The organism is Microbacterium sp. K2 (assembly GCF_051365005.1).
Taxonomy (GTDB): Bacteria; Actinomycetota; Actinomycetes; order Actinomycetales; family Microbacteriaceae; genus Microbacterium; species Microbacterium foliorum_B.
Genome location: NZ_JBLWII010000001.1, coordinates 2,395,459 through 2,422,201, shown reverse-complemented (window position 1 = coordinate 2,422,201; position 26,743 = coordinate 2,395,459). Strand labels below are relative to the sequence as shown.

Genomic DNA, 26,743 nt, shown 5'->3' with positions numbered 1-26,743 from the left:
GGATCAGCGATCAGCCACCCGACACAGCCCCACCCGACACCGTCCCGCCTGACAGGGCTTCCGCGACGGCGTCCGCCGCGATCTCGACGAGTCGCTGATCTCTCTCCTCCTCGTGCCCCGTGATCGTGACGACCGCATCCGCAGCCTCATCGATGAAGACGTACTGCCCGTATCGCCCGTCCAGACGCCAGCCGTCGCGCGGCCCACGCCAGGCGGCCAGCCCGTAGGAGGAGTAGAGGCCACCCGCCCCTGTGGAGACCCAGTCGGAGTGCATCCGATCGATCCAGCGCTCCGAGACGATGCGGTCGCCCCCGAAGCGGCCCCCGTCGCGAAGGACGCGCCCTATCCGCGCGAGCTCCTCCGTGCGCAGTTCGAGTCCGCTTCCGCCGACGATCCAGCCGAGGGGGCACCTCAGCCACTGCGGGTTGTGGATGCCGAGCGGCCGGAAGAGTCGGGGCATCAGCCACTCCCCCACATCCCCGACGACCGCCCCGAGCATTCTCATGGCGACGTAGGTGCTGGCATCCGAATACTGGAAGTGCTGCCCCGCACCTCGGCTCGGTCGAGCGAGCATCTCGAAGGCGAGGTCGGGCCAGGGCACCTCCTGATCCCCGAACCACTCGAAGTCGATTCCACTCGTCATCGTGAGGAGATGCTCGAGGGTCACCGCTTCGGCGCCGGCGCCGGGCGCGGGCACGTCCAGCACGTCGACAGCGCGGGTGTCGAGCGACAGGATGCCTTCGTCGGCGGCGATACTCGCCGCAAGTGCACTCACCCCCTTCGACACCGAGTAGAGGTTCACCCGATCGTCGCTGCGCCACCGGTGCTGTGCCGACTCGTGACCGACGAGCACATGAAGTCCGTATGCGCCCAGCTGCTCCTCGTCGATCGCGTGGGCGATGCGGTCGCGAACCGTTTCAGCGAGAGACATGACGCCAGTCTCCCGCATCCGACACCCCGGCATCCTGCTACCGTCGTGCAGTGCGCACCCCGAGCGCAGATGCAGGAGACCCGATGAGCGACCACCAGATCAGGGATGCCGAGACCGCCGATCTCGAGGCCATCACCGATATTTACAACGATGCGGTGCTGAACACGACCGCGATCTGGAACGAAGAGGCCGTCACGGTCGAAGACCGCGCCGCCTGGCTCAGCGATCGACAGCAGAAAGGCTACCCGGTGATCGTCGCGGTCGACGAGTCCGGTGTGCTCGGCTATGCCACCTTCGGAGACTGGCGCCCGCACAGCGGCTACCGCCACACCGTCGAGCACTCGGTCTATGTGCGCGACGGCCAGCGGGGTCGCGGCATCGGCAAGGCTCTCATGATCGAGCTCATCCACCGCGCCCGCCGCCTCGGCAAGCACGTGATGGTCGCGGCGATCGAGAGCAGCAACACGGGGTCGATCATCATGCACAAGCGCCTCGACTTCATGCAGGTCGGGCGGATGCCGCAGGTCGGCACCAAGTTCGATCGCTGGCTCGACCTCACGTTCCTGCAGCTGGTGCTCGACGAGCGCCCGTTCCCCGACGAGACGAAGTGAACGTCCTCCTCTGGCTGGTCGACGCCTTCAACTCGCAGTGGATGCTCCCGGGCGGCCAGGTGCTGCTCGTGCGCGAGGTGGTCGGCAACGCTTTCGGCCTCGCCAGCGCGCTCGGCGGCATGCAGCGCAAGATCTGGGCATGGCCGGTCGGAATCGTCGGAAATCTGCTGCTGCTCACGGTCTTCCTCGGATCCATCCTCAATCCCGATCACGAGCTTCCGCACCTGCTCGGCCAGGCCGGGCGGCAGGTGATGTTCATCATCGTCGCGATCTACGGCTGGGTGCGGTGGCGTCAGGCTGCATCCGAGGGCGGTCGGGTCACTCCGCGCTGGGCGCCGAACAGCGCCCGCCTCGGCCTGGTGCTCGTGATGGTGATCGGCACGATCGCGCTGACCCCGGTCTTCCGCGCCCTCGGCTCGTGGGAGCCCGTCTGGGCCGATGCCTGGACCTTCGTCGGATCCCTGCTCGCCACCTACGGCATGGCCAAGGGGTGGACCGAATTCTGGCTCATCTGGATCGCCGTCGACGTCGTGGGTGTGCCGCTGCTGTTCAGCTCGGGCTTCTATGCGACCGGACTCATGTACGTGTTCTACGGCGTCTTCACCGCGGTCGGGTTCGTGGTCTGGTGCCGGGCACAGGCGAACGCGAAACCCCAGGTCGAGACGATAATGCCCGACCCGCGTCCGATCACCTCCACCATGAAGACGGTCGACGGCGACCGGGACTGACCCGGTCGGGTTCGAGCGACGAATGTGACGGCGCATGTCGCGGAGGGCTGACACGGGGCATCTCGGCGGCTTTGCTAGTCCCCATGACCCGACAGATCCGCTTCAACGCCTTCGACATGAACTGCGTCGCCCACCAGTCGTCCGGTCTGTGGCGACACCCGGACGACCGCTCTCGTCAGTACAACACCATCTCGTACTGGACGGATCTGGCGAAGCTGCTCGAGAGCGCGACCTTCGACGGCATCTTCATCGCCGACGTGCTCGGCACCTACGACGTCTACGGCGGCACCAACGAGGCCGCGATCCGCAACGGCGCGCAGGTTCCCGTGAACGACCCGATCCTGCTGGTGAGCGCGATGGCCGCCGTCACCGAGCACCTCGGTTTCGGCATCACGGCGGGCACCGCCTTCGAGCATCCGTATCCGTTCGCCCGCCGTCTGAGCACGCTCGACCACCTGACCAACGGACGCGTCGGCTGGAATGTCGTCACCGGCTATCTGCCCAGCGCCGCCCGCAACATGGGTCAGCACGACCAGCTCGCGCACGACGACCGCTACGACCATGCCGACGAGTACGTCGAGGTGCTCTACAAGCTGTGGGAGGGATCGTGGGAAGACGACGCCGTCGTCGAAGACCGCGAGCGCGGCATCTTCACCGACCCGTCGAAGGTGCACCCGATCGGCCACGAGGGAAAGCACTTCAGCGTGCCCGGCATCCACATCTCCGAGCCTTCGCCGCAGCGCACCCCGGTCATCTACCAGGCCGGAGCCAGCCCTCGCGGTGTGCGCTTCGCGTCGGAGAACGCCGAGGCGATCTTCGTCGCCGCGCCGTCGAAGGAGGTGCTCGCGGGCACCGTGAAGCGCATCCGTGACGCACTGGAGGACGCGGGTCGAGACCGCTACGACGCCAAGATCTACACGCTGCTCACCGTGATCACGGGAGTCACCAGCGAGGATGCCGCGGCGAAGCACGCCGAATACCTGTCGTACGCGAGCCCCGAGGGCGCACTGACCTTCATGTCGGGCTGGATGGGCGTCGACCTCTCGCAGTACGCCGAGGACGAGCCGGTCGGCAATGTCGAGTCCAACGCGATCCAGTCGGTGCTGCAGCACCTCAAGGAGGAGGCCGACCTCGGGCGCGAGTGGACCGTCGGAGACTTCGGACGCCACAACGCGATCGGCGGCCTCGGGCCCACCATCGTGGGTTCGGGCGTCGAGATCGCCGACGAGCTGCAGTCATGGGTCGAGGAGACCGACATCGACGGATTCAACCTCGCCTACGCGGTCACGCCCGGCACCTGGCGGGACGTGATCGAGCACGTGATCCCGGTGCTCCGAGAGCGCGGCGTCTACCCGAACGAATACACGCCCGGCACGCTGCGCAACAAGCTGCAGGGCAAGGGTGACCGCGTGCAGGACACGCACCGCGCGGCGCGGTATCGGATCGGAGCGAACGCCCCGGTCGCCTGATCGGCGCTGCCGGTCAGTCGGCCTTCGAGCTGAACATCCCGCGCAGCACCAGGAAGACCACGACCGCGACGACGGCGACGATCGCGAGCTTGGCGATGAACCACAGGATCGAGAAGAGCGCGCTGACGATCCACCAGGCGATCACCACGGCGAGCACGACGCCGACGATGGTCCAGAGCGAGTTCTTGTTCATGGCTCCAGCCTAGGCGGCGTGGCCGACGTCACAGATCCCGAGGCTGCGGCGTCAGTACTCATGGAGGCGCATCTCGCGCCCCATGAGCGAAGGAGACGACGTGACGCACGTCAACATCGGCAAGGTCTATGCAGCCCCGTATCAGGCGATGCTGGAGTTCAGCGGCAAGGCCGCAGAGGCGGGGACGGATGCCGGGCTCTCGCCGCTGCTCGTCGAACTGGTCAAGGTGCGGGCGTCGCAGCTCAACGGGTGCGCGTTCTGCCTCAGGATGCACTGCGCCGATGCCGTGAAGGCCGGCGAGACTGCTGAGCGCCTGGCGGTGCTCGCGGGCTGGTGGGAGTCGCAGTACTTCACGGCCGAAGAGCAGGCCGCATTGCAGATCACCGAGAACGTGACCCTGATCGGCGACCATGGCCGCCTCGCGGATCGCGGAGTCGACGTCGAGGGCGTGCTGACCGAGAAGCAGATCGCCGCCGTGACCTGGCTCGCCGTGGTCATCAACAGCTGGAACCGCATCGCGATCAGCAGCCACTACCCCGTGCACGCCTGATCCGGCGGCTGGATGACATCGGGGGACGGATGTCGCGGCATCCGTCCCTTCCGCATCCGATGCGTCGCGTCAAGACCCTTCTCGAGAGGCGGATCGGGGGCGAGACTTCGAGCATGTCTGCACCGGCCCTCATTCCGTCCGCCCTTCACGGCATCGCCGCCCGCGGCCCGCTCAGCGACGGCATCATCCGTCGACTGACCGGAGACGACGTCGACGATCTCGGCGCCCGAGCCGAGTCCGCACTCGCCATGAGCGACGACGTCGTGCGCGACGACGACATCCAACTCGCGCTCTTCGTGCTGTACGCCTCGTCGTACGGATCGCTGCCCGGGCTGGATCCGGCTCTCGAGTGGGACCCGGCACTGATCGCCACGCGGGGAATCCTCGAGCACGCGTTCGAGCGGGCGCTGCGGGCGACCGTGCCGACCCCCGAGTTGCCCGAGCCGACCGTGGATGCCGTCGGCCGCGCGCTCTTCGCCCTCGCCGAGGCCGACACCGGCCCGAGCCTGTCGCGCTACGTCGCGAAGAAGGCGACTGAAGAGCAGATGCACGAGTTCTTCATGCAGCGCTCGATCTACACGCTGCGCGAGGCTGACCCGCACTCGTGGGCGATCCCCCGCCTGGCCGGTCGGCCCAAGGCCGCGCTCGTCGAGATCCAGTCGGACGAGTACGGCGGAGGGCGCCCCGACCGCGTGCACGCCACGATCTTCGCGCGGGCGATGCGCGGCGCCGGTCTCGATGACACCTACGGTGCGTATGTCGACGACGTGCCGGCGATCACACTCGCCTCGCTCAACTCGATGTCGATGTTCGGTCTCAACCGTCGGCTGCTCGGGGCGATCGTCGGTCATCTGGCGGCGTTCGAGATGACCTCGTCGATCCCGAACCGGTTCTACGCCGACGGCCTGCGACGACTCGGCTTCACTGAGGACGTGACCGACTACTTCGACGAGCACGTCGAGGCCGATGCCGTGCACGAACAGATCGCCGCGCGCGATCTCGCTGGTGGGCTGGCCGAGGACCGCCCCGACCTGCTGCCCGACATCATGTTCGGCGCCGCAGCCTGCCTCACGGTCGACGGCTGGGCGGCCGGGCACATGCTCGACTCGTGGACGCGCGGAGAGTCATCGCTGCGAGAGAGGGACGCGCGATGAGCGGGGCGCAGGATGCCGTCACGATCACGGCGTACCCCGATGGCCCGCTGCTGGTGCGCGGAGCAGCGGTGATCGAGACCTCCGACGGCGAGCCGATCGAGGTCACGCGGCGCACGGTGGCGCTGTGCCGCTGCGGTCTCTCGACGATCAAGCCGTTCTGCGACGGCACGCACAAGGCCGCAGGCTTCCGCACCGACGCCTGATTTCGGGGGCGCCTGATCTCGGCGGCGCCTGGCTGTTGCGGTCAGTGGCGGTCGTTCTTGGTCAGTGGCCCACTGCCGGCAGGCAGCCGCCGTCCATGATGACGCCGCCGATCTCGACCGAGAGAACCTCTGCCGAGACCTCGCCGAAGATGCATCCGCCCTCCGGAGCCGCGACGCCGAACGCGACGGCCCGCGAGTCACCGAGCGTCTGGATGCCGCTGAGTCCGGCATCCGAGATCGCATCTTCCACAGCCTCGACAGTCAGGTCTCCTGAGGTGCGGAGGGTCTCGAGTGCCGTGCGTATCTCGGTGGCGGGCTGCTCGGCGGCTGCTCGACTCTCGTCCGAGAGGTCGACCCGGTCGCGGTAGCGGTCGTTCTGCGCCATCGCGTGGTCGGGATCATACGGTGCGCACTCCGGCGGCAGCTCGACGCCCTCGATCTGCGGGCACGCCGCAGTGGGTGTGGGTGTGGGCGTTGCCGTCGGCGAGGCACCGAGCGGGCCGGTGGTCGCCGTCGCACACCCTGCGAGCATCATGGTCGTCGCGGCGACGAGAAGCAGACGTGCACCTCTCGACCTGTCCCCCCGGATTGCGGTCATGCCTCATGCAACCACATGGGACGGACAGCGCCAACCGGGTGTGCGCTGCCTCGCGGCCTCGGGAGATCTGCGCCTCGGGAGGAGAACTGCGCCCCGGGAGGAGTCTCAGCGGCATCCTCTCCTCCCGTAGGAGGGTTCTCCTCCCGAGGGCGCACGAGGGAGACCTCGAGCGCGCGCATGAGACCCTTCTGGCCCGCTTCAGCGCGGATTCAGCGTGCGCCCGCCACACTGGAGGAATGCGGATCCTGGTGGTTGACGACGAGGTGCGTCTTGCCGACGCCGTCCGCCGGGGGCTCGAGGCGGAGGGCTTCGCGGTCGACGTCGCGAACAACGGCGTCGACGGGCTCTGGCGTGCGCGCGAGACGAGGTACGACGCGATCGTGCTCGACCTGATGATGCCCGGCATGAGTGGGTGGAAGGTGTGCGAGGCACTGCGTGCCGAGGAGAACTGGACGCCCGTGCTCATGCTCACCGCGAAGGACGGCGAATGGGATCAGGTCGAGGCCCTCGAGACGGGCGCCGACGACTATGTCACGAAGCCGTTCTCGTTCGCGATCCTCGTCGCGCGCATCCGTGCCCTGGTGCGCCGGGGCGCCGTCGCACGCCCTGCCGTGTTCGAGGCGGGTGACCTGCGACTCGACCCCTCGTCTCATCACGTGTGGCGCGGCGAGACCCAGGTGACGCTGACCGCGCGCGAGTTCGCCGTGCTCGAGCACCTGATGCGCCACCGCGGTCAGGTGCTGTCGAAGCGCGCCCTGATCGAGGGTGTCTGGGATGACGACTTCGACGGCGACCCGAACATCGTCGAGGTCTACGTCGGCCACCTGCGCCGCAAGCTCGACAAGCCCTTCGGACGCGAGGCGATCGAGACGATCCGCGGCGCCGGGTACCGATTGGCGGCCGACGGTGGCTAGCCGCGCGTTCCGATCGGTGCGCGCCAGGACCACCCTCGGCGCGACCCTGGTCGTGGCCGTCGCGCTGCTGATCGGGGCGTTCTCGTTCTACGGCATCCTGAGCTCCAGCATCCATGCGAGCGCCGAGCGCGCCGCCGAGCAGCGACTCGACGAGCTCGCCGAACGATTCGACGGGCCCGGAGGCGGGCCAGGCGGCGAGCGCGGCGTCGACTCTCTCGACGACGAGATCGTGCAGATCATCGGCGAAGATGGCGCGGTCAGGGCCGCCAGCGAGGACGCCCGCGACGAGCTGGGCTCCACCGCTCTCCCCCTCGCCGACCAGGCCCGCACCACGACGATCGGCGGCGAGCCGATGCTCGTCGTCTCGGACGATCTCGACGACGAAGAGACGCTCGTGCTCGCGGTCTCGATCGAAGACGGTGTCGAGACGCTGTCGACGGTCGCCGTGCTGCTCGCGGTCGCCGTGCCGCTGCTGCTGCTGCTCGTCGCCGTCACCACCTGGCTCGTGGTCGGGCGAGCACTGCGACCCGTCGCCCGCATCCGCGAGGAGGTCGACGGGATCACCGCCGAGCACCTGCACAGACGCGTCGAGGTGCCGCCGTCATCCGATGAGATCGCGGCGCTCGCGACCACCATGAACCGGATGCTCGATCGCCTCGACGCCTCGGCCACGGCCCAGCGCCGTTTCGTCTCGGACGCGTCGCACGAGCTGCGCTCACCGCTCGCGACGATCCGTCAGCATGCCGAGCTCGCGCAGGCGCACCCGGCCACCACCAGCATCGGCGAACTGGCCGAGGTCGTCTCGGACGAGGGTCTCCGGCTGCAGGGCATCGTCGAGTCGCTGCTGCTGCTCGCCCGCCTCGATGAAGGCGGCGGAACGCACGACGAGGCGATCGACCTCGACGACCTCGCGCTCGGCGAGGTGCGCCGGCTGCGGTCTCGGGGGGTCGAGGTCGACGGGTCCGGCATCCGTGCGGCCCGGGTCACCCGGGATCCTCGTCTGCTCGGCCAACTGCTGCGCAACCTCGCCGACAACGCCGCCCGGCACAGTGCCGGCCGCGTGGCGATCAGCGTGATCCCGCAGGACGCCTGGGTGTTCGTGACCGTGGAGGACGACGGCGCAGGGGTGCCCGCCGAAGAGCGCGAGCGCATCTTCGAGCGCTTCGTGCGGCTCGACGAGGCCCGCAGCCGGGATGCCGGAGGCAGCGGTCTCGGGCTCGCGATCGTGCAGGGCATCGCCGCGGCCAGCGGAGGCACGGTCTCCGTCGACGCCTCGCGCTGGGGCGGCGCCCGCTTCGTGGTGACCCTCCCCCTGTCGGGCTGACATCCTCTCGGCACCCCGCCCGTCTGCAGGCCCCGGCACTTCCCGGCACCCGACCCGTCCGCAGGACCGAAGCACGGATGCGTGACCAGACACCTGTTCTCGCCCTGCATGCGTGCCCGGATCCTGCAAACGGCACGAGGAAACCCCCGGGCGGCGGCCCCGGCCGATCGGTCGCTGCTTCCTGAAGAAGTCTTCAGGACGCTTCAGGGTGGCTTCAGCACTGCCACGAGAGCATCGAGACATGAACGACAAGAACCCGACCCCCGACCAGACGCCCGAGAACCTCCCCGCGAACTCGACTCCGCCGGCACCGCCCGCGCCCCCTGCCCCGACGCCGGCCCACGACGCCGAGACCGTGCCCGTCGCACCGCTCGCCGCTGACACCGCCGCTCCGGCATCCGCTCCCGCAGCCCCCGCGAAGCGCGGACGCAAGCGTGCCCTGCTGATCGGCGGCGGAATCGCGGCCGCGGTGGTTCTCGCCGGCGGCGGCGTGGCCATCGGCGCAGCGATCGGCGACGAGTTCGGCGACGACGACGACCGCCCCTCGGTCTCGGACGGCCCCCGCGGCGATGCCGATGACAACGGCGGGCAGCCGGGCGGCGACCGCGACGACCGTGACGACGACGACCAGCAGGGCGCACCCCAGGGCGGAGGCCCGGTGACCGGAATCGGCACCGACTCGGCCGACGAGCTCGTGGAGATCGCGGATGCCGCGCGCGGCGCAGCCGACGGCGACGTCACCTCGATCGACGCGAAGCGCGACGGAACCTGGGAGGTGCAGCTGACGGCGGCGAACGGCAGCGAGACCGAGGTGCGCGTGGATGCCGACCTCGCGGCCACCGTCATCTCGACCGAGCAGGACGACGACGACTCCGCTCCCACGAACACCCTCGACGAGAGGACCATCCGCGCACTCGTCGACGCCGCGCTGGCCGAGGCCGATGGCATGATCACCGACCTCGACGCCGACAACGATGAGGTCAGCCCCTACGACGCGACTGTGCTCACGAGCGATCGCCGCTCGATCGACATCGACTTCAGCGCCGACTTCGCCGTGGTCGGCACCGACATCGACGACTGAACGACCCGCGTCGTTCTTCGAGCCGTCGGCCCTCCGGGGTCGGCGGCTCGACGCATCTCTGACGAGTTCGGCACTTTCGCATCATGATCCGTTCACCGCGCGGTCTCTGTAGGTGGGTACGGTCTCGATCGCAGACCGAAGATGCTGTCGTCAGGGGAATCCATGCCGGTCACGGTGCACACGTACTTCCACACACCCGCGCAGGCGGACTCCGTCGTGCGAGTGCTGCAGCAGCTCACGACGGAGCTGAAGAACGTCGAATGGCGGGTCTCCGATCATCGTTCCGTGGCGTTCAGCACACGACGGACGCTGTTCGGCGGACCAGCCGATGTGAGGGTCGTCGCCACTCCGATGACCACGGGCGGATCCGACGTGAGGATCGCGCTGCAGGCACCGACGCGTCGGCGGACCACGTCGAAGGCGGCCGACCGACTCAGCGAACGGATCCAGCGCGCGCTCGGCTGAGCGCCCGCCGGCCAGCATCCGGCGGCTAGCATTTCATTCATGACGAATTCCGGCCGCATCGACGATGTCTCCATCGGCGGCGAGATGATCCGCCTCGGACAGTTCCTGAAGTACTCCGGGCTGCTCGACTCGGGTGGCAACGCCAAGGAGGTCGTGATCGACGGGTTCGTGAAGGTCAACGACGAGGTCGATCGTCGCCGAGGCCGTCAGCTGCACGACGGCGACCTGGTCACCTTCGAGGGTCGCACGGTTCGCGTGCGCCCCTGACGCCGGCAGCCATCGCGGTCATTGCCGGGTCGCGTAGCGGAGGAACATCACCCCGCTGCTGAAGCGTCGATCGTCGAGCAGCTCGAGATCGACGTGCACACCGCCGGGGAAGAACGGCTTGCCGCCCCCGACGATCCCCGGACCGATGAACAGGCCGAACTCGTCGACCAGGCCCGCGCGGATCGCCTCGGCGGCGAGCGTCGGCCCGTCGACCGAGAGGTCGCTGTCGGATTCGGCCTTCCACCGCTCAATCGCCTCGGGGTCGAACGTCCGCTCGATCCGCGTGCGCTCGCTCGACACCTCAGGGAGTGTCTTCGAGAAGACGACCTTGTCGGCCGCCTGCCACACACGTGCGTAGTCGATGCCGACCTGCGGCTGGTCGGGCTCGAGGTGGGCGGTCTCCCAATAGACCATCGTCTCGTACATGCGTCGCCCGTAGAGATACGTGCCGACGTCGGCGAACTGCCTGTTGATGAAGTCGTGCAGCTCTTCATCGAGCGCCCAGTCGAATCCTCCGTGGGGGCCGCTGACATATCCGTCGAGCGACGTGATCATGGAGTAGATGAGTCGGGCCATGCGGCGAGGCTACTCCGCGCGCCGGGGGTCGGTCGACCCCTTGCATGGCGTCTTCCCGGGAGGAGATCTGCCCTTCGGGCTGCTGCCCCTCGGGAGGAGATCTGCCCTTCGGGCTGGGGAATCCTGCGAATCTCTCCTCCCGAGGCGCAGTTCTCCTCCCCACGCGACGTCAACGGTGTCCCCCGGCCCCGCCTTAGCGACCTGAGTCCGGAGACGCAAGGCGCTGGCCGATATCCCGACCTCGACACAGGCTGGGGACATACCCCCAGACCAGCGACCGAGAGGACCCCCATGTCTCGCGACCAGTACACCTTCGTCAACCCGGCCGAGCTCTATTCCGACATCGAGCCCGCGAAGCAGCACATGCCCGAACCAGGGCTCGACGCCGACCTCGCCCCGAAGGCCGACCTCGGCGAGGAGAGCTACCGCGGCACCGGCCGCCTCACCGGTCGCAAGGCTCTCATCACCGGCGGCGACTCGGGCATCGGAGCGGCGACCGCGATCGCCTTCGCCCGCGAGGGCGCCGACGTCGCGCTCTCGTACCTGCCGGAAGAGGAGGAGGATGCTGCGCGCATCGCCGGCATCCTGCGTGAAGCCGGCGTCACTGTGGCGCAGATCCCCGGCGACCTGCGCGACCCCGAGTACTGCCGCACGCTGGTGGCTGAGGCGGTGGGCGCTCTCGGCGGCCTCGACATCCTCGTGAACAACGGCGGCAAGCAGGTCTATCAGGAGTCTCTGACCGACATCACCGACGAGCAGTTCGACGACACCTTCAAGACCAACGTCTATGCGATGTTCTGGATCACGAAGGCCGCGCTGCCGCACCTCCCTGCCGGATCGACGATCATCAACACCACGTCGATCCAGGCGTACTCGCCGTCGGGAATCCTCGTCGACTACGCGTCGACCAAGGCCACGATCAACGCGTTCACGAAGGGCCTCGCCGACCAGCTCGCTCCCAAGGGCATCCGCGTGAACGCCGTGGCTCCGGGCCCGATCTGGACGCCGCTGCAGCCGAGCGACGGACAGCCGCAGGAGAAGCTCCCGGAGTTCGGTGAGGACACGCCTCTCGGCCGCATGGGGCAGCCGGCCGAGCTGGCACCGGCCTACGTGTTCCTCGCCTCGGCCGAGTCGAGCTACGTCGCAGGCGAGACGCTCAACGTCAACGGCGGCATGCCCACCCCGTGACCCGCTGACGGCGAACGCCCCCTCCCGAGACGATCGGGTGGGGGCGTTCCCGTGTCCGGCAACCCCTGGGGAGATGTCGGAGGGGGCGGGCATCATGGGGGCATGGCTGACGGATACGACCTCGACTTCCTTCCGACGCGGGTCGCCCTGCCCCGGCCGGCACAGGATGCGACGGAGCTGACCTATCCGCGCTTCACAGTGCTGCTCGACGGCGACCGTCGGCTGGCCGCCGTGACGGGCGTGAACATCGACGGAGCGCTGCTGCGCGAACTGCCGCGCACCGGAGAGTGGCGGCTCGACCCCCGGGTCGAGGCCGAGCTGCAGACGGGTCCCGATGTCTACGCGCGCAACGACCTCGACCGGGGCCATCTCGTGCGGCGGCGTGATCCGGGATGGGGCGATGTCGAGGAGGCGAGGGATGCCACCGAGGCGACGTTCTTCTACCCGAACGCCGCCCCGCAGGCGGCGGGGTTCAACCAGTCGAAGGAGCTCTGGCTCGGACTGGAAGACCATGTGATCGAGTACGCCGAGGCGACTGATCAGCGCATCTCGGTGTTCACCGCTCCTGTGCTGGGCGCCGACGACCCGCCCTATCGCGGCATCCGCATCCCCCTGCTGTTCTGGAAGATCGCCGCCTGGCAGGCACCCGATGGTCTGTCATCCGCCGGGTTCATGCTCGACCAGTCCGAGCTCGTCGACACTCCAGACGGCCTGCTCGCCGCGCCGCCACTGGGCGCGTACCGCACTTTCCAGGCTCCCGTCGCCGAGATCGCCCGCGCGACCGGGCTCGATGTGGGGCCGTTGCTCGACGCCGACGTGCTCGCCCGGCGCACGGCCCGATCGACGGAGTGGCGGCCGCTGGTCTCAGCATCCGACATCACGCTCTAGGCGTCGAGCCGGATTCCGAACCGGGGACGGCGATCTTCGGTGTCGGGGGCCGATCTCTCAGTGGCGCGCAGAGCCCGCCGCAGTAGTGACACGCGGGGCGCAATCCGGACACACGCGGTATCGGCCGAAGCCGTGGTCCGTCAGATCGACCCGCAACTCGCCCCGGCCGAGGGTCCTCGAGCAGGCGTCGCACCGCCGCCGACGCCGGGCGATGAGCAGAAGCCCCACGGCCAGCAGCAGTGCCGCAGCGATCCCGAAGACCCAGAGCGAGCCCGCACCCGTCGTGGCCAGCCGTCCCGGCTGCTCAGCGGCATCGCCCGACATCGTCGCGATGACGTCGAACGCGAGCTCGGTCGACGGGTGCCCATCGTTGCGCAGCTGTGTGGTCGCGACGGGGAGCTCGAACCCGATCTCCACGGCCACCGTCTCGCCCTGCGCGACCTGCACCTGGGCGATCTCGACCACGCCGGCCGACCTCTGCAGGAGCGCGGAGAAGGGCTGCCGCCCCTCGACACCGCCGACGTTCCAGAACAGCTCGACCTCATCGGCGAAGGCAGGATTGCGCGCGCCGTCGGGGATCCCCTCGTCCAGACGCAGCGACACCGCGAGATCGGCTCGCGCCGGGCCCGCGTTCGTCAGCATCAGGGTGCGCAGAGTGCGGTCCCCCGGTGCGGCGACGCGGTGACCCGAGAACGACGACTCCGCCGTCGAGTACCCCCGATTCGACCAGTCGAGGTGCGTCGCCGGGCCGTCCCAGGCGGCTTCGGCGACGGCATCCCACGACTGCGAACCGGCCACGGATGCCGGTGCCGGCGCGATGCCGGTCGATTCTCCCGTCGTCGCGACGGCGCTCGTCAGGCCAGCCGACGATGGGGGCAGCACGCCCGCAGCCGAGAGTGCCCCCGCCAGCGTGAGCAGGAGCACGAGAGCGAGAGTCCAGGCGATGAACGTCGCCCGGCGGGTGCGCCGGCGCATGTCCGCGAGCACGCCGTCGACCTGATCCATCACCGGCTCCCCTCGGCATCCGCACCGTGCGGCAGCCCTTCGTCGAGCGGATCCTCGTCGAACGGGACGAGTCCGAGCCGTGCGAGGCGGAGTTCCTCCTCGCGGACCGCGAGTTCGCGCTCTCTGAGATCGAGCTCACGGATCCGGAGATCATCGACGACGGATGCGGCGACGGAGGTGGCGGATGCCGCGGCAGGCCCGACCGCGGTCGATCCTGATGTCATGATCACGCGGGTCCGGGGCCTGCGGAAGGTGTTCCAGACGCCGTAGCCGAGAAGACCCGCACCGAGCACAACGCCGAGCACGACGATGTTCTCGACGGCCCACTGGCGCACCCATCCGAGCGCGGGGAGGCTGTAGAGCATCGCTCCGCGAACCTGCACGGGAGACACGGGAGCGTCTGCCGCCGAGTTCGCGCCGCCCTGGGTGATGAGCCTGCATGGCGTGCCGTCGTCGAAAGTGCCGACGGTCTTGCCCACGACCCGGTGGGTGATGAGCGTGGGATCCCCGGGCTCCGGGAGATAGGTCACGATGTCGCCGACCCCGATCTCGGTGCAGACCTCGTCGGGTGCCACACCGCGCACGGCCACGATGTCTCCCGGCGCGAGGGTCGGTTGCATCGAACCGGTGAGCACCGTCAGCGACGAGCCGCCCGCCGCCCGCGGCACCACGAGGAGTGCCGCGATGAGTGCGAGCACCGTCACGACGAGAGCGATCGATACGGCCCTTCCGGCGATGCGCCAGGGCGACTCGTACCAGCTCTTCGGAATCCTGCCGGCGGTGCGCATTCGTGCGTCTCTCTTCGTGGTTCGTTGGTGAACGACGGGGGCGCCCCGGTCCCGGGGCCCCCCCGACCGTGGGTCTAGAACTGCTCGCCGGTGTCGCGAACCTGCTCGAGCTTGAGGTTCAGGCCCGACAGGGTGTCGGTCAGGGTGATGTCGGAGCGGTCGGTGACCGCCGACGAGAAGGCGCCGTAGACGACGACCGTCACATCCTCCGTGACCTCGGCCATCGAGAGCACCGTGGTGCCGTTCGCGTCCTCGAGCCCAGCGTTCTGACCCGTCTGCGGCGCCGAGAGGTACAGCAGCGTCGCGTCGTCCGTGACGGGCACGGCGATCTCGGGCTGCACGAGCACGCCGTCCTGGTAGACCTCGTACGTGTAGGTCATGCCGCTGATGTCGTACTCGTTGGCCGTGAGACCGTCGAGCGAGAGACGACCGACGAGGTTGTCTCCCTCGAGCGTCACGTCGGCAGAGAACGAGGCCGCGACCTTGTCACCGGGCACGATGCGCCAGGTCGACGCATCCGCGGGAGCCAGCGCGTGGCCGAGCTGCGAACCGTCCGTGCCGGTGACGGTGGCGGTCGCGTCGTCGCGGTCTGCCGAGACGTCCCAGAAGGTCGTGTCGGCCGTCTGCACGACGTCGAGGTCACCGGCGGTGATCTGCCCTCCGGCGAAACCGTCGGTCGCCGTCCACAGTGCGAACGTCGAACCTCCCGCGAGCAGAGCAGCGGCTCCGCCCGCGACGAGCAGCAGCGCGCCGCGGCGCTTCTTCCTCTCTTCGGTCACGACGATGATCTGAGGGGTGTCGGTGGTCATGTGCTTCTTCCTTCTCCTGAGTGGTGTGTTCTGGTTCTGGCGGCTAGCGCGTGGCGTGATCGCCGGGTACGACAGCGGGGTTGGCGTTCGTGACACGGGGGTCGATGCGGATCACGAGGTCGGGTTCGCCCGCGGGGTCCGGGTGCACCGTCCCGCTCCACGACGCCTCGTCGCGCGACAGGGTGCCGTCGTCGCCGGTTCCTTCCGCCCACGCCACGTGGTCGTAGACGCCGATGGCGTCCAGCGATGCAGGGACGGCGACCGCGGCATCCCAGGCGTCGAAGTCCCGGTTCTCGCTGCCGTCGACGGCGATCCCCTGGGCACTCGCCTCCGAGGCGTACAGGCCGTCGGCTCGGTGGTTCCAGAGCATCGCGACGCACCAGGTCTGAGTGATCTCGGCGCCGGTGGGATTGGCCGCGGGCTCCTGCAGCGTCCGATCGGATGCGTCGACCAGATGCACGTTCACGGCGGCTTCGCCATCGAGCTGCCCGGGTGCGTCGGGGATCACCGAGCAGTCGTCACCGAGGCCGGCCGGGTAGATGCGCACCGTCGAATCAGCCAGCAGCGTGCCGTCCGTGGCGACGCCCTCGGCGAGCTCGGCCGAGTGGCCGTCACTCCACACCTGGGGCCCGAGCGTGATGTCGTAGTCGAGTCCGGCGATGCCGAGAGCGGCACCGGCCACCTCGAAGCGCCAGATCACGGGCTCTGTTCTCAGGCCGCCCTGATCGAGCACCTGGGCGATCTCGGTGCCGGGCAGGGCGATCTCGACCGGCTCGCCCGACGCCGAGAGCACACTCTGCGACTCGGCGGATGCTCCGAAGGTCAGCGCTCCACTGCGCAGCTCGGGCACCACGACCGCGTCGTTCACGGTCCACAGTGCGTTCGCCGTCGAGACGACGCCGAAGGTCATGACGCCGACGATCGCAGCGGTGAGCGACAGAGTCGTGCGCAGCCTCATCGGGTGGCCCCGTTCGCGCGCACCTGGTCGAGACGCACGATCAGGTCTCCGGCGGCCCAGACTCCGGCCGCACTGTGGATGTCGTCGTGCGTCCAGGCGTAATCGCCGAGCACCTCGACGGTCACGATCACAGACCAGCGCTCGATCTCGCCCTGTGACGATCCCCTGAGACCGGGCACCGCCAGCGGAGCTCCGTCGGCGGAGCCGGTCGCGACCGTGTCGCCCGCAGCATCCTCCACACGCAGAGCGACCGCGATATCGCCCGTCTCCTGCCGTGCTCGCACGGCGCCGGGAGAGGCGAACTCGACGCTCAGGGCTGCGGTCAGATTCTCGCCGCACAGGTAGGTCTCGAGCGGCTGGGTGATCTCGATCACATCCCCGGGCATCGTGAAGAAGTCCTCAGGGGTGGCTGCGAGGTCGCCGGACCGCGGCTCGGTCACGCCGGGGGTGATCTGGCGCCACGATGCATCCTGGGTCGTCATCGAGAGGTCACCGGCGCGCCACAGCGAGCCTGCGAACGTGTCTTCCGACGACCACAGCGCGTAGGTGCCCACACCGATCGCGGCGACGGTCAGTGCGGCGACGGCGATCATGCTCACGACCACGGGCAGCCTGCGGCCGCGGGGCCGGGTCTCGGCGGCGGTCATCGACCCCACCCGTCGGCGGTGCCGTTCGAGACGATCGCTCCGCACGCGGCGACTTTCGCGCTCTCGCCGACGGCGAGCTGCGAGATCGAGCCGATCAGTCCCTGGGTGCCCAGGCGCAGATCCGAGTCGGTGACGAGGATGTCGTGCAGGCTCGTGGTCCAGTCGTCCGCCGAACGGTTCGTCACCGTGTACACGAAGCACACGGCCTGCCCGTCGACGAGGCGCGCCCCGGTGAGCACGGGCGTTCCGGTCTGCTCGATCGACGCGGGAGTCGAGGCGTCCGTCACGGTGGCGTAACCGCGCTTCTCGATCTCGATGGTCGGGTCGGTGGCGAACAGGAACGCACTCACCGACGGCACGACCAGCCCGTCGTAGTTCGCGTCCTCCGAAGCGACCGTCGCCGTGATGGTCACCTCGGTGTTCGCGCGGACGTCTCCGTCGACCGCCTGCACCACGACCGACTCGGTCGTTCGCGCGCCCGGGGCGATGACCGGAGCGGAGGTCGACAGGCCGACTCCGTGCTCCGCACCGACGGCGTCGATCTCCGAGGAGAAGAGCAGTTCGGCGGTCGCCACAGGCGCGCCGGCCCGCAGCATCATCGCGTAGGACTTGCCCTTCTTGTCTCCCGTGACGAGGGTGAACCGGGGCGATGTGACCTGCAGCGGATTGACGAACGTCACTCCGGCATCGGCGGACACCGCGGGGGCGGTGTTGGTCAGTCCTGACGGCGACGTGACGCGCCCGGCGGCGAGGCTCGCCGAGACGGATGCCGAGTCGTCGACTCGTGCGATCACGTCGAACTCGAGCCCGTTCTTGCCCTCGACAGGCGTGACAGCGACCACTCGCGGGTTGATCCGCGACGCATCGAGGGTGTCCGCGGTCGCCGCAGCGGTCAGCTGGATGTCATCAGCCGTGACTGTCGACGGGTCCACGGGCAGCGAGGATCTGAGCACGTAGTGCAGATCGCGAGCCATCGTGGGATCGTTCTGACCGGTGGCCTGGTCGAGCGTGAGAGTCGGGCGGCAGTTGCCGGTGACGGCGACGGTGCGGCTGAACTGCGACGAGGTGAGCTGCGGCGTCGTCTCGACGTGCGTCTGCACGCGCACGAAACCCGAGACGTCGCCCGTGGTGGCGTTCACGGCCTGTGCGGAGTTGGGCGCGGTGGCACCGGCGAGCGGCTGGGGTCCGACGGGCAGCGAGAAGGCGACGGATGCCGCAGCGGCGGTCACCCCGGTCACGCGCCCGAGGTAGATCTCGGCGGTCCGGTCGGCCGTCCAGTAGAGGTCGAGCGACACGGGCCCGCCGGGGATGCCCTGCCCCGTCACCGGCTTCTGCACGGTGAACTCCGCCGCGCACGTCCCGCCCGTCAAAGAGGCCCGGGGCGTTGCAATCAGAGCGGTGCTCGACGGCGCCGCCACGACAGAGGCGTTCGACGTCGGATGCCAGGTCGACACGGCCAGGTTCGAGCCGGTGCCGCTGTTGTCGACGAGGAGCGCGCCACCGTCGGCGGTCTCCTCGGCGGTGGCAGGCCTGCTTTGCGACCCTGACCGCGTTCCGAAGGTGTTGCCGGATACCGTGGTCAGTCCGCTGCGCGCAAGACGGATGCTCGACTCGTAGCCGTCGAAGTAGTTGTCGGTGATGCTGAGCCCGCTCGGCACAGTGCCGCTGCGGGTCAGGCCGTCCCAGAAGATCGCGATGGTCTGCCCCGACGTCGCGCGCACGAAGTCGTTGCGCGAGATCCGGTTCTCCCCGCTGAGGTTGCCCGGGGGCAGGGTGATGAACGCGTACTCGTCTCCCGTCCCGTTTCCGACCGAGTTGAGGAACTGGTTGCCCGAGATCTCCAGGTTCGACAGCCTCACACCCGTCGTGCTGTTGTTCGAGAACTTGAAGGCGGTCGCCCCGTTGAGGTTCTTCACGGTCGAATCGGTGAACGAGAACCCGTCGAGCACGACGTTCGAGTCACGCGGCGAGAAGGTGGTCAGGTTCGTGCGGCATCCCGATCCGTCTGATCCGTTGCACACGCCGCCGGCGGTGTAGTTGACCTTGACGCGCGAGATGGAGATGTTCTTCATCGGCGTCGCGGTCGTGGCGTTGAACAGGAAGAGCCCCGTCGTCTGCTGGCCCTCGTGATAGAACCCCTGGAGTTCGTAGTCACTCACCGAGATGTCGGTGGCGCCCTGGCGATAGACGACGAAGCGCTCGGGATAGTAGTTCTCCTTGGTCACGGTCGAGCCTCCGGTGAGACTGACCCGCGTCGCCTGCTCGCCCATCACGAGGGAGGTGCCGCTGGAGAGGATGTCGCGGAAGTTCCTCAGCACGATGTCCGGACCGTCGACCTCGAATGCCGCCGCCTCGGTCGGCTCGGACGTCGGAATGATGGAGACGCGGTTGTCGAGGTCGAGCGTCACCGGTGCAGTGATGCGATAGAAGGCGCCGTCATCCCAGGCCGACACGGCACTCGTCTGCATCCAGTTCGCGGCGGTGCGGGTCATCACCGGGCGGATGATGCCGCTGAGCCCTGGCTTCACGCCGATGACGACGGCCCCGGGGGCAGCGTTCAGGGCGTTCGATTCCTCGAGGGCCGCGCGCAGCGTGCAGGAGCCGTCGACTGTGCGGCACACGCCGTCGCCCGGTGTCTGATCGACCCCAGAGAACGCGAGGCTGGTGATCTCGAGCTCGTGACTGGGTGCAGACATCGCAGGAGCCGCGACCAGGATGGCGCCCGCGATCACGGCGAGGGTCGCCGTCACGGCAGAGACCAGACGCACGCGGCGCGCCGTGCGGCGGCGCCGGCGCAGCGTGCGGCGGCCTTCTTCTCGCGGGCTCGCGCTCACAGCTGTCGTCCTCCAGGCGGTTCCGCGCGACGAACGCCGCGCTCGAGTGATGGGAGACCGCGGGCACGATGTGCGCAGAATGGGCGGTCATCGTAAGGATGCCGTCGGCGATCTCGCCGCTGCAGAGGTCACGGTGGGCTTCAGCACCCCTCCGCGTCGATCTCAGTGGACCTCGCCGATCGTTGCGTAGGGGGCGCGCGAACCTGCGGGATCCACGTCGTCGACGCTCAGTAGTGCCCCTCGGGGTACTGCCCTATGCCGCTTCTCACGCCGCTGGCCGCTCGGGAGTACGCAAGGTCGGCGCTCGCTCCTCGTACTCCACGGGGTTCGCGTCACGAGCGACGCCACCACAGGGAAGGCTCAGAGGACGGAGCAGCCGCGCGGCTATCCCTCACGGACCCCAGGAGAGTAGCTTTTTGCACAGGAACAGCGCGTGAGGAAGCGGGATCTCATGGTGGTCGGTCGCGAAGAGAGTCTCGCCGCAGCAGTGGATCTGATTCAGGCGGGCGTCAACATCGACGTCGTCGGCAGCCGCGGTTCGGGTCGCAGTGCGTTCCTCAAAGCGCTGCGCGCCCGCGTCGAGCAGGACGAGTGGACGGTCGTCTCGGTGCGCGGAATCGCGTCGCTGCGCCAGCATCCGCTCGCCGCGCTGCATCTCGCCGGCATCGGCGCCACCGGTGGTCAGCGGCCGGGGCCGAATCTGCATGAGACGGCCGATTCGCTGCGTCAGGCGCTCCGCGCGTCTCGGTCGGTGCTGTTCCTCGACGACTGGGACGACCTCGACGAGTCGTCGTGGGGCGTCGCCGAGTCGGTGCGACGCGAGTACGGGGTGCCGATCGTGCTCTCCCGGCTGCAGGGTCTTCGTGCCAGACACACTCCGAGCGGCCTCCCCGCATCGACTCTCGAGCCCTCATACGTGATCGACATGACCCCGTTGCGCTTCGAGGAGCTCGAGACGGCTCTCGAGAACTATCTGTCGCACCCGATCGAGGCGAGCACGATGAGCCGGGTGTTCGCGAAGTCGGGAGGGAACATCGGTCTCGCGCTGAGCCTGGTCGACGCGACCGTGCGTGAACAGCGCCTCGTGCTGCGCGGCGGCGAGTGGACCGCGACCCGCGACCTGTGGAGCAGCGGACTGCGAGCAGTGCTGGAAGCGCACCTCGAGAGCCTCGACGACGCCACGCGCGATGCGCTCGAGATCATCGCGATCGTCGGGGTGGCCGATATCGACACGGCGAGCCAGCTCGTCGACTGGGGCACGCTCGAGCTGCTGGAGGAGCGCCGGATGATCACGTTCATCCCCAGCGGCGACCGACAGCTCGTCGCCGTCATGCCGCCTCTGCTGGTCGAGTTCTTCCGGCACGAGCCGCTCACCGCGCGCCGCACGCGACTGACGAGCCAGATCGTGCGGCAGCTGAGCACGCCGGAGTCGGTGTGGTCGGTGCTCACCGACCAGCAGTCGTCCCCGACCGCGTCGGGCGGTCAGGACGCGCTGTTCGTCCGGCTGCTGCAGGAGCGCGCCCGCGCACGCCGCATCGTCACGGCCGCCGAGTGGGAGGCGAACCCGAACGCCGCCAGCGCCGTGCGCTACATCCGCGCCCTCATGCACACCCACACGGCGAAGGTGCGAGACGTGATCGCCGAAATCCTCTCGTCTCCTGCCACCCGCACCGGGGACGACGCCAGTCGTGCCGAGTTCGCCGCGCTCAAGGCCGAGTGGACCGCCTACGTCGACGACGACCTGCAGCGGGCGGTCGCGCAGTTGCAGGACGACGCTCAGACGGTGGGTGTGCACGCCGGGATGCTGAGGGCCGCCGAGGTGCAGCTGCTCGCGAACCTCGACACGGTGCCCGCAGACTTCGGCAACCGCCTCGAGGTGACAGACGAGCTGCCCGTGACGGTCACGCTGATGATGCTCGAGACGCAGATGAGCGTGCTCGTCAGCCTCGGGCGGTTCACCGATGCGCTGCGGGTCTTCGGCCTCATCGAGGGTCTCGAGAGCGAAGAGCAGAGGTACACCCCCAGGGTGCTGCTCGGCATGGCGCTCTTCGGCCAGGGCGACCCGAGCGCCGCCCTCGACGTGCTGCAGCGCGGGTTCGACGAGGCGCACGGCTACCTCGACATCGACGCCGTGCGAGCCTTCGGCACCGCCGCATCGCTGTGTCATCTGGCAGCGGGTGATCATGCGGCCGTCGACGACCTGCTCGAGGTCATCTTCTCGGCAGGAGAGCCCTCCCCCCTGCCGCCCGGAGTGCAGCTCTCGCTGCTGTCGGTCGCCGCCGTGGTCGCGATCCGCCGTGGGCAGGTGACGACCGGCGAGCGGCTGGCCGCCGACCTGGAGCAGCTCGGGGCCGAAGACGGCCCGCTTCCGGGACAGAGCAAGGCGTGGCCCCAGGTGCAGCTGCTCGCGTTCGACGGCAGCACGGAGAAGGCCGCCGAGCTGCTCGCCCGCTCCGGCGACGCCCTCTGGAATCGCGGAGCACGGGTGGCCGGGCTCACCGCCCTCCTCTCCGCAGTCGAGCTCGACCCGACGCCGGCCAGGCTGGCCGTCGCCATGGCGCGAGCGAAAGAGCTTCCGGAAGCGAGAGGGCTGGCCGCCCATGTCGCCTTCGTGAGCGCGCTGGTGCAGCGCGACCCCGTGGCGATGCTCTCCGTCGCGGACGAGCTGGACGTCCGGGGACTCACCGGCACCGCGCTGTCGGCCTGCCGCTTCGCGAGGGGCTGGTTCGCTGCGGGGGCGGACGACCTCGGGCAGCAGCGCGCGGTCGAGCGCGAGGAGCAGATCCGTGCCCGTCACCCGGGGAGGCACTACGACCTCGCGCGGTTCGGCGCGACAGCGGTCACCCTCACCGACCGCGAGAAGGAGGTGGGGCGACTCGCAGCGGGCGGACTCTCGAACGCCGAGATCGCCTCCCGCCTCGTGCTGAGTGTGCGCACGGTCGAGAGCCACATGCACCGGATCATGCGCAAGCTCGACGTGTCGAACCGCAGGGAGCTGCGCCGTCACGCCGAAGCGCTGAACTGATCGGGGACGTGCACGGATCAGCGGCATACCGGTCGACAATGGGACTTGTGCGGCGAGGCGGCTGGTGCCACGCTTGCCACACAGTTCTGTCGCGCTGTAACGCGACAGCTGGGGTGCCGTCCATTGACGGCATCGGATGGGGCGCCCTTTCTGCCGCCTCCCCCGTGGTGGGGGCGTCCCGTCCTCCCCCGGATCCGCCGACGATCCCCGCGCACCGGCGCGCGCGTGTCAGACGAGACGCTGCGACAGGGTGCGCGCCTCTCGCTCCCAGGCCTGGGTCGCGACCTGCACGGCATCCCATGGCGACCCGAGCGGCGGCGTGTACGACAGGTCGAGGTCGCTCATCTCGGCCACCGTCATGGCGTGGTGCAGCGCCGTGGCATACGTGTCCACTCGTTTCGAGATCTCGGCGCCGCGCGTGCCGACGAGCTGAGAACCCAGGAGGCGCCCGTCGAGGGTGTCTCCCGTGACGCGGATGCTGATGGGAGTGGCTCCGGGGTAGTAGCGCTTGTGGTCGTCCGCGATCGCGGTGTGACTGTGCGGCGCGAAACCCGCTGCGATCGCCTCGTGGTCTCTCAGGCCCGTGCGAGCCGCCACGACATCGAACACCTTCACCACCTGCGTGCCGAGGCTTCCGGCGAAGTGCGCGTCGCCGCCGATCGCGTTCTCTCCGGCGACGCGCCCCTGCTTGTGGGCGGTCGTGCCGAGCGGCAGGTAGGTGACACCGAGCTGGCGGTGATGGGTGACCACGCCGTCACCCGCCGCCCAGACATGCGGCAGTCCCGTGCGCATCCGGTCATCGACGACGACGGCCCCGCCGGCACCCGTCGAAGCACCCGCCGAAGCGAGAAGGCCGGTGTTGGGGCGCACGCCGACGACGACGAGCACCAGGTCTGCATCGCGCGAGAACGGTTCGTCGTCGCGGGATCCTGACACCGTGAGCCGCCCGGCCTCGCGAGAGACCTCTTCGACGCGGGTGTTCGTCAGCACGTCGACGCCGTGACGGGTGAGCTCGTCGTGCACCAGCGCGCCGAGCTCGGGGTCGAGGGTCGAGAGCACCTCGGGCCCGCGCTGGAGCTGCGTGACCCGAAGTCCCCGAACCGTGAGGGCTTCGGCCATCTCGAGTCCGACGTACCCGGCGCCGACGATGATCGCCGTCTCGGGCTGATGCTCGTCGAGGTAGCGCTCGAGCGCGAAGGTGTCCCCCATCGAGTGCAGCAGGTGCACGCCGTCGTCGGGGCCGAGCCGGTCGAGACCCGCGATGCCGGCCGTCGACGGGGAGGCCCCGGTACCGACCATGAGCTCGTCGTAGGCGATGCTCGACTCGGTGCCGTCCTGGTCACGCACGGTGAGCCGCTGCCCCTGCACGTCGATGGCCGTGGCGAGGGTGTTCAGACTCAGCGTCATGCCGGTGGCTTCGAGATCGGCGTGCGTGCGATGGGCGAGGGATTGCCACGGCTGCACCTCGCGCGAGAAGTAGTACGGGATGCCGCAGATCGAGAAGTTCGGGTAGGCATCGGCCACGACCACGGTGACGTCGACCGAGGGGTCGAGTTCGCGAGCCCGCAGTGCGGTGGAGATTCCGGCGTCGCTTCCGCCGATCGCTACGAGGTGCATGGGTGCCTTTCAGGGCTGGGTTTCGAGGTGCTGGGCAACGACGACACGGTCCGCGGTGCGAGCGGCCGTCGGGTAGAAGACGAGCAGGAGCGCGAGGCCGAGAGCGGCCCCGACGACCTGCGCCACGATGAACGGAACCACCGAGCCCGGCGCGATTCCGGCGAACGTGTCGGTGAACATGCGCGCGATCGTCACAGCCGGGTTCGCGAACGACGTCGAGCTGGTGAACCAGTACGCCGCGCCGATGTACGCCCCGACCGCGGCAGCCGTCGCCGACGCCGTGCCCGTGCGGGCGAGTGCGAAGATCAGCAGCACCAGACCGGCGGTGGCGACGACCTCGCCGACCAGGTGCCCGCCGGTCGCGCGGTCGTGGGATGAGAACGCCGGAGCCGTGTCGAACATCACCCCGGCGAGGAGGGTGCCCGCGATGCCGCCGACGATCTGCGCGAGAACGTAGGTCGGCAGGTCGCGCAGCGGCAGCCCGGTGCCCGCGCGGCGTCCGATCAGCCAGTCGGCGATCGACACCACCGGGTTGAAGTGCCCGCCCGAGACGGGACCGAGCATCAGGATCAGCACCGCCAGGCCCAGCGCCGTCGTCAAGCTGTTCTCGAGCAGCTGCAGCCCGACGTCTTCGGGAGACAGCCGCTGGGCGGCGATCCCCGACCCGACGACGATGGTGAGGAGCAGGCCCGAGCCGACGAACTCGGCGGCAGCGCGACGGGGCAGGGAGGGACGGAGTGGCTCGATGCGAGACGGAGGCGAGATGTTCATGTCGACTCATCTTGACCCGGGCGGGGTAATTCAGTCAAGATTGAAACAATGAACATTGAACAAATCACCGATGTCGACGCCCGTGCAGCGAAGCACGCGGCGCTGGGTGACGCATCCCGCCTGCGGATCGTCGACCTGCTGACTCTGGGCGACCTGTCCCCCACCGAGATCCGGGTGGCCCTGGGGCTTCCGGCGAACCTCATCACGCATCACCTGAACGCGCTCGAAGCCGTCGGGATCGTGGCGCGTTCGCGGTCGGAGGCCGACAAGCGGCGCAGCTATGTGCACCTGACCGACACCGCACTGCACGGACTCACACCGGGGCGGGTCGAGCGTGCGAACCGCGTCGTGTTCGTCTGCACCGCGAACTCGGCCCGATCCCAGTTGGCCGCAGCGCTGTGGTCGGCCCACAGCAGCATCCCCGCATCGTCCGGGGGAACGCACCCCGCCGAGCGGATCGATCCCGGCGCAATGGCCGCGGCAGATCGCCACTCCCTCGACCTGCCCGATGAGCCGCCCCGCGCTCACGACGCCGTGGTGACCGACTCGGACTTCGTGGTGACCGTCTGCGACAACGCGCACGAAGAGCTCGGCGTCACAGGTCACCTGCACTGGTCGATCCCCGACCCGGTGCGCATCGGCTCCGTCGACGCCTTCGACACCGCCTACGACGAGCTGGAGCGCCGGATCATCCAGCTTGCGCCCCGTCTCGCCGCCAGCTGAACCCCACCAGAAAAGAGAACCCGTGACCGACACCGCCCCGACCGTCCTGTTCATCTGCCAGCACAACGCCGGCCGCTCTCAACTCGGCGCCGCTCTGCTGCAGCACCTGGCCGGCGATCGCTTCGTCGCGACCTCCGCAGGTCTCTCACCCGCAGACGAGGTGAACCCGGCAGTGGCCGCCACCGTCGCAGAGCTCGGCATGGACATCACCGACCGGGTGCCCCGCGCCGTCACGAGCGACGACCTCGACGCGGCCGATGTCGTGGTGCTGATGAAGCCAGGGCTCGCCCTGCCCTCGACCCCCAGCGGCGAGGTGCTGGAGTGGTCGTTCCCGAACCCCGAGTCGTGGGATGCCGACGCGGTGCGCCCGCTGCGCGAGGCCGTGGCCGCGAAGATCCGGGAGACGCTGCTCACGCGCTGAGCTCG

At 69.1% G+C, this 26,743-nt stretch carries 28 protein-coding genes; 16 read left to right on the top strand and 12 right to left on the bottom strand.

What is annotated here, in order from left to right; all coding sequences use genetic code 11:
* Window positions 1-10 precede the first annotated feature (10 nt).
* Window positions 11-931, bottom strand: coding sequence for a serine hydrolase domain-containing protein (locus tag ACLKOY_RS11780; RefSeq protein ID WP_436453769.1), 921 nt, complete (start codon window positions 929-931; stop codon window positions 11-13).
* 83 nt (window positions 932-1,014) lie between these two features.
* Between ACLKOY_RS11780 and ACLKOY_RS11775 the strand changes: the two genes are divergently transcribed.
* The 3 genes from ACLKOY_RS11775 to ACLKOY_RS11765 all read left to right on the top strand — a co-directional run bounded on the left by ACLKOY_RS11775 (window position 1,015) and on the right by ACLKOY_RS11765 (window position 3,739).
* Window positions 1,015-1,542 (top strand): N-acetyltransferase family protein, encoded by a 528-nt coding sequence (locus ACLKOY_RS11775; protein WP_436453768.1) that lies wholly within the window; start codon window positions 1,015-1,017, stop codon window positions 1,540-1,542.
* Entirely contained in the window at window positions 1,539-2,270 is a 732-nt protein-coding gene (gene pnuC, locus ACLKOY_RS11770; protein WP_436453767.1) for a nicotinamide riboside transporter PnuC, read from the top strand. The genes ACLKOY_RS11775 and pnuC overlap by 4 nt, the downstream gene beginning before the upstream one ends.
* A gap of 83 nt (window positions 2,271-2,353) precedes the next feature.
* The gene (locus ACLKOY_RS11765) at window positions 2,354-3,739 is read left to right on the top strand and encodes an LLM class flavin-dependent oxidoreductase (RefSeq protein WP_436453766.1); all 1,386 of its coding nucleotides are present in this window, start codon (window positions 2,354-2,356) and stop codon (window positions 3,737-3,739) included.
* Window positions 3,740-3,752: 13 nt separating this feature from the next.
* Here the strand turns inward: ACLKOY_RS11765 and ACLKOY_RS11760 are convergent, their stop codons facing one another.
* Window positions 3,753-3,932: a hypothetical protein gene (locus tag ACLKOY_RS11760; RefSeq protein WP_311258163.1), complete on the bottom strand. Its 180-nt coding sequence runs from the start codon at window positions 3,930-3,932 to the stop codon at window positions 3,753-3,755.
* A 100-nt stretch (window positions 3,933-4,032) separates the two neighbouring features.
* Between ACLKOY_RS11760 and ACLKOY_RS11755 the strand changes: the two genes are divergently transcribed.
* The 3 genes from ACLKOY_RS11755 to ACLKOY_RS11745 all read left to right on the top strand — a co-directional run bounded on the left by ACLKOY_RS11755 (window position 4,033) and on the right by ACLKOY_RS11745 (window position 5,839).
* Window positions 4,033-4,482, top strand: coding sequence for a carboxymuconolactone decarboxylase family protein (locus ACLKOY_RS11755; protein ID WP_436453765.1), 450 nt, complete (start codon window positions 4,033-4,035; stop codon window positions 4,480-4,482).
* Between the two features lie 113 nt (window positions 4,483-4,595).
* Window positions 4,596-5,636: an iron-containing redox enzyme family protein gene (locus tag ACLKOY_RS11750; RefSeq protein WP_436453764.1), complete on the top strand. Its 1,041-nt coding sequence runs from the start codon at window positions 4,596-4,598 to the stop codon at window positions 5,634-5,636.
* Complete coding sequence (locus ACLKOY_RS11745) at window positions 5,633-5,839, top strand: CDGSH iron-sulfur domain-containing protein (RefSeq protein WP_363573465.1); 207 nt, start codon at window positions 5,633-5,635, stop codon at window positions 5,837-5,839. Before ACLKOY_RS11750 ends, ACLKOY_RS11745 begins: the two co-directional genes overlap by 4 nt.
* A gap of 61 nt (window positions 5,840-5,900) precedes the next feature.
* Here ACLKOY_RS11745 and ACLKOY_RS11740 read toward each other — a convergent pair whose 3' ends face one another.
* Entirely contained in the window at window positions 5,901-6,437 is a 537-nt protein-coding gene (locus ACLKOY_RS11740) for a hypothetical protein (RefSeq protein ID WP_436453763.1), read from the bottom strand.
* A 236-nt stretch (window positions 6,438-6,673) separates the two neighbouring features.
* Here ACLKOY_RS11740 and ACLKOY_RS11735 point away from each other — a divergent pair, with 236 nt between their 5' ends.
* The 5 genes from ACLKOY_RS11735 to ACLKOY_RS11715 all read left to right on the top strand — a co-directional run bounded on the left by ACLKOY_RS11735 (window position 6,674) and on the right by ACLKOY_RS11715 (window position 10,488).
* The gene (locus tag ACLKOY_RS11735) at window positions 6,674-7,351 is read left to right on the top strand and encodes a response regulator transcription factor (RefSeq protein ID WP_436453762.1); all 678 of its coding nucleotides are present in this window, start codon (window positions 6,674-6,676) and stop codon (window positions 7,349-7,351) included.
* Window positions 7,344-8,675, top strand: coding sequence for a sensor histidine kinase (locus ACLKOY_RS11730; RefSeq protein ID WP_436453761.1), 1,332 nt, complete (start codon window positions 7,344-7,346; stop codon window positions 8,673-8,675). The genes ACLKOY_RS11735 and ACLKOY_RS11730 overlap by 8 nt, the downstream gene beginning before the upstream one ends.
* Window positions 8,676-8,916: 241 nt before the next feature.
* Window positions 8,917-9,756, top strand: coding sequence for a hypothetical protein (locus tag ACLKOY_RS11725; RefSeq protein ID WP_436453760.1), 840 nt, complete (start codon window positions 8,917-8,919; stop codon window positions 9,754-9,756).
* A gap of 162 nt (window positions 9,757-9,918) precedes the next feature.
* Window positions 9,919-10,221 (top strand): hypothetical protein, encoded by a 303-nt coding sequence (locus ACLKOY_RS11720; protein WP_436453759.1) that lies wholly within the window; start codon window positions 9,919-9,921, stop codon window positions 10,219-10,221.
* A gap of 39 nt (window positions 10,222-10,260) precedes the next feature.
* Window positions 10,261-10,488 (top strand): RNA-binding S4 domain-containing protein, encoded by a 228-nt coding sequence (locus tag ACLKOY_RS11715; protein WP_201470604.1) that lies wholly within the window; start codon window positions 10,261-10,263, stop codon window positions 10,486-10,488.
* An 18-nt stretch (window positions 10,489-10,506) separates the two neighbouring features.
* On the opposite strand, the gene ACLKOY_RS11710 is transcribed toward ACLKOY_RS11715, so the two are convergent.
* Window positions 10,507-11,064 carry a dihydrofolate reductase family protein gene (locus ACLKOY_RS11710; RefSeq protein WP_436453758.1) on the bottom strand — a complete coding sequence of 186 codons (558 nt, stop codon included), beginning with the start codon at window positions 11,062-11,064 and terminating at the stop codon, window positions 10,507-10,509.
* 291 nt (window positions 11,065-11,355) lie between these two features.
* On the opposite strand from ACLKOY_RS11710, the gene ACLKOY_RS11705 reads away from it, so the two are divergent.
* Both ACLKOY_RS11705 and ACLKOY_RS11700 read left to right on the top strand, forming a co-directional pair.
* Window positions 11,356-12,252, top strand: coding sequence for an SDR family oxidoreductase (locus ACLKOY_RS11705; RefSeq protein WP_436453757.1), 897 nt, complete (start codon window positions 11,356-11,358; stop codon window positions 12,250-12,252).
* Between the two features lie 102 nt (window positions 12,253-12,354).
* Complete coding sequence (locus tag ACLKOY_RS11700; RefSeq protein ID WP_436453756.1) at window positions 12,355-13,140, top strand: DNA/RNA non-specific endonuclease; 786 nt, start codon at window positions 12,355-12,357, stop codon at window positions 13,138-13,140.
* Between the two features lie 57 nt (window positions 13,141-13,197).
* Here ACLKOY_RS11700 and ACLKOY_RS11695 read toward each other — a convergent pair whose 3' ends face one another.
* From ACLKOY_RS11695 to ACLKOY_RS11670, 6 genes are all read right to left on the bottom strand, one after another.
* On the bottom strand, window positions 13,198-14,145 hold the full coding sequence (locus ACLKOY_RS11695) for an LPXTG cell wall anchor domain-containing protein (protein WP_436453755.1): 948 nt from the start codon (window positions 14,143-14,145) through the stop codon (window positions 13,198-13,200).
* Window positions 14,145-14,933 (bottom strand): signal peptidase I, encoded by a 789-nt coding sequence (locus ACLKOY_RS11690; RefSeq protein ID WP_436453754.1) that lies wholly within the window; start codon window positions 14,931-14,933, stop codon window positions 14,145-14,147. Before ACLKOY_RS11690 ends, ACLKOY_RS11695 begins: the two co-directional genes overlap by 1 nt.
* Before the next feature lie 74 nt (window positions 14,934-15,007).
* Window positions 15,008-15,742, bottom strand: coding sequence for a SipW-dependent-type signal peptide-containing protein (locus ACLKOY_RS11685; RefSeq protein ID WP_436453752.1), 735 nt, complete (start codon window positions 15,740-15,742; stop codon window positions 15,008-15,010).
* Window positions 15,743-15,785: 43 nt separating this feature from the next.
* Window positions 15,786-16,700: a hypothetical protein gene (locus ACLKOY_RS11680; RefSeq protein WP_436453751.1), complete on the bottom strand. Its 915-nt coding sequence runs from the start codon at window positions 16,698-16,700 to the stop codon at window positions 15,786-15,788.
* Window positions 16,697-17,347: a SipW-dependent-type signal peptide-containing protein gene (locus tag ACLKOY_RS11675; protein ID WP_436453750.1), complete on the bottom strand. Its 651-nt coding sequence runs from the start codon at window positions 17,345-17,347 to the stop codon at window positions 16,697-16,699. The genes ACLKOY_RS11680 and ACLKOY_RS11675 overlap by 4 nt, the downstream gene beginning before the upstream one ends.
* Window positions 17,344-20,181: a hypothetical protein gene (locus ACLKOY_RS11670; RefSeq protein ID WP_436453749.1), complete on the bottom strand. Its 2,838-nt coding sequence runs from the start codon at window positions 20,179-20,181 to the stop codon at window positions 17,344-17,346. The genes ACLKOY_RS11675 and ACLKOY_RS11670 overlap by 4 nt, the downstream gene beginning before the upstream one ends.
* A gap of 433 nt (window positions 20,182-20,614) precedes the next feature.
* On the opposite strand from ACLKOY_RS11670, the gene ACLKOY_RS11665 reads away from it, so the two are divergent.
* Window positions 20,615-23,206: a helix-turn-helix transcriptional regulator gene (locus ACLKOY_RS11665; protein ID WP_436453748.1), complete on the top strand. Its 2,592-nt coding sequence runs from the start codon at window positions 20,615-20,617 to the stop codon at window positions 23,204-23,206.
* 228 nt (window positions 23,207-23,434) lie between these two features.
* Here the strand turns inward: ACLKOY_RS11665 and ACLKOY_RS11660 are convergent, their stop codons facing one another.
* The gene (locus tag ACLKOY_RS11660) at window positions 23,435-24,823 is read right to left on the bottom strand and encodes an FAD-dependent oxidoreductase (protein ID WP_436453747.1); all 1,389 of its coding nucleotides are present in this window, start codon (window positions 24,821-24,823) and stop codon (window positions 23,435-23,437) included.
* Window positions 24,824-24,832: 9 nt separating this feature from the next.
* On the bottom strand, window positions 24,833-25,594 hold the full coding sequence (locus tag ACLKOY_RS11655; RefSeq protein ID WP_436453746.1) for an aquaporin: 762 nt from the start codon (window positions 25,592-25,594) through the stop codon (window positions 24,833-24,835).
* Between the two features lie 48 nt (window positions 25,595-25,642).
* Between ACLKOY_RS11655 and ACLKOY_RS11650 the strand changes: the two genes are divergently transcribed.
* Both ACLKOY_RS11650 and ACLKOY_RS11645 read left to right on the top strand, forming a co-directional pair.
* Complete coding sequence (locus tag ACLKOY_RS11650; RefSeq protein ID WP_436453745.1) at window positions 25,643-26,317, top strand: ArsR family transcriptional regulator; 675 nt, start codon at window positions 25,643-25,645, stop codon at window positions 26,315-26,317.
* 22 nt (window positions 26,318-26,339) lie between these two features.
* Window positions 26,340-26,738: a low molecular weight phosphatase family protein gene (locus ACLKOY_RS11645; protein ID WP_436453744.1), complete on the top strand. Its 399-nt coding sequence runs from the start codon at window positions 26,340-26,342 to the stop codon at window positions 26,736-26,738.
* Window positions 26,739-26,743 lie beyond the last annotated feature (5 nt).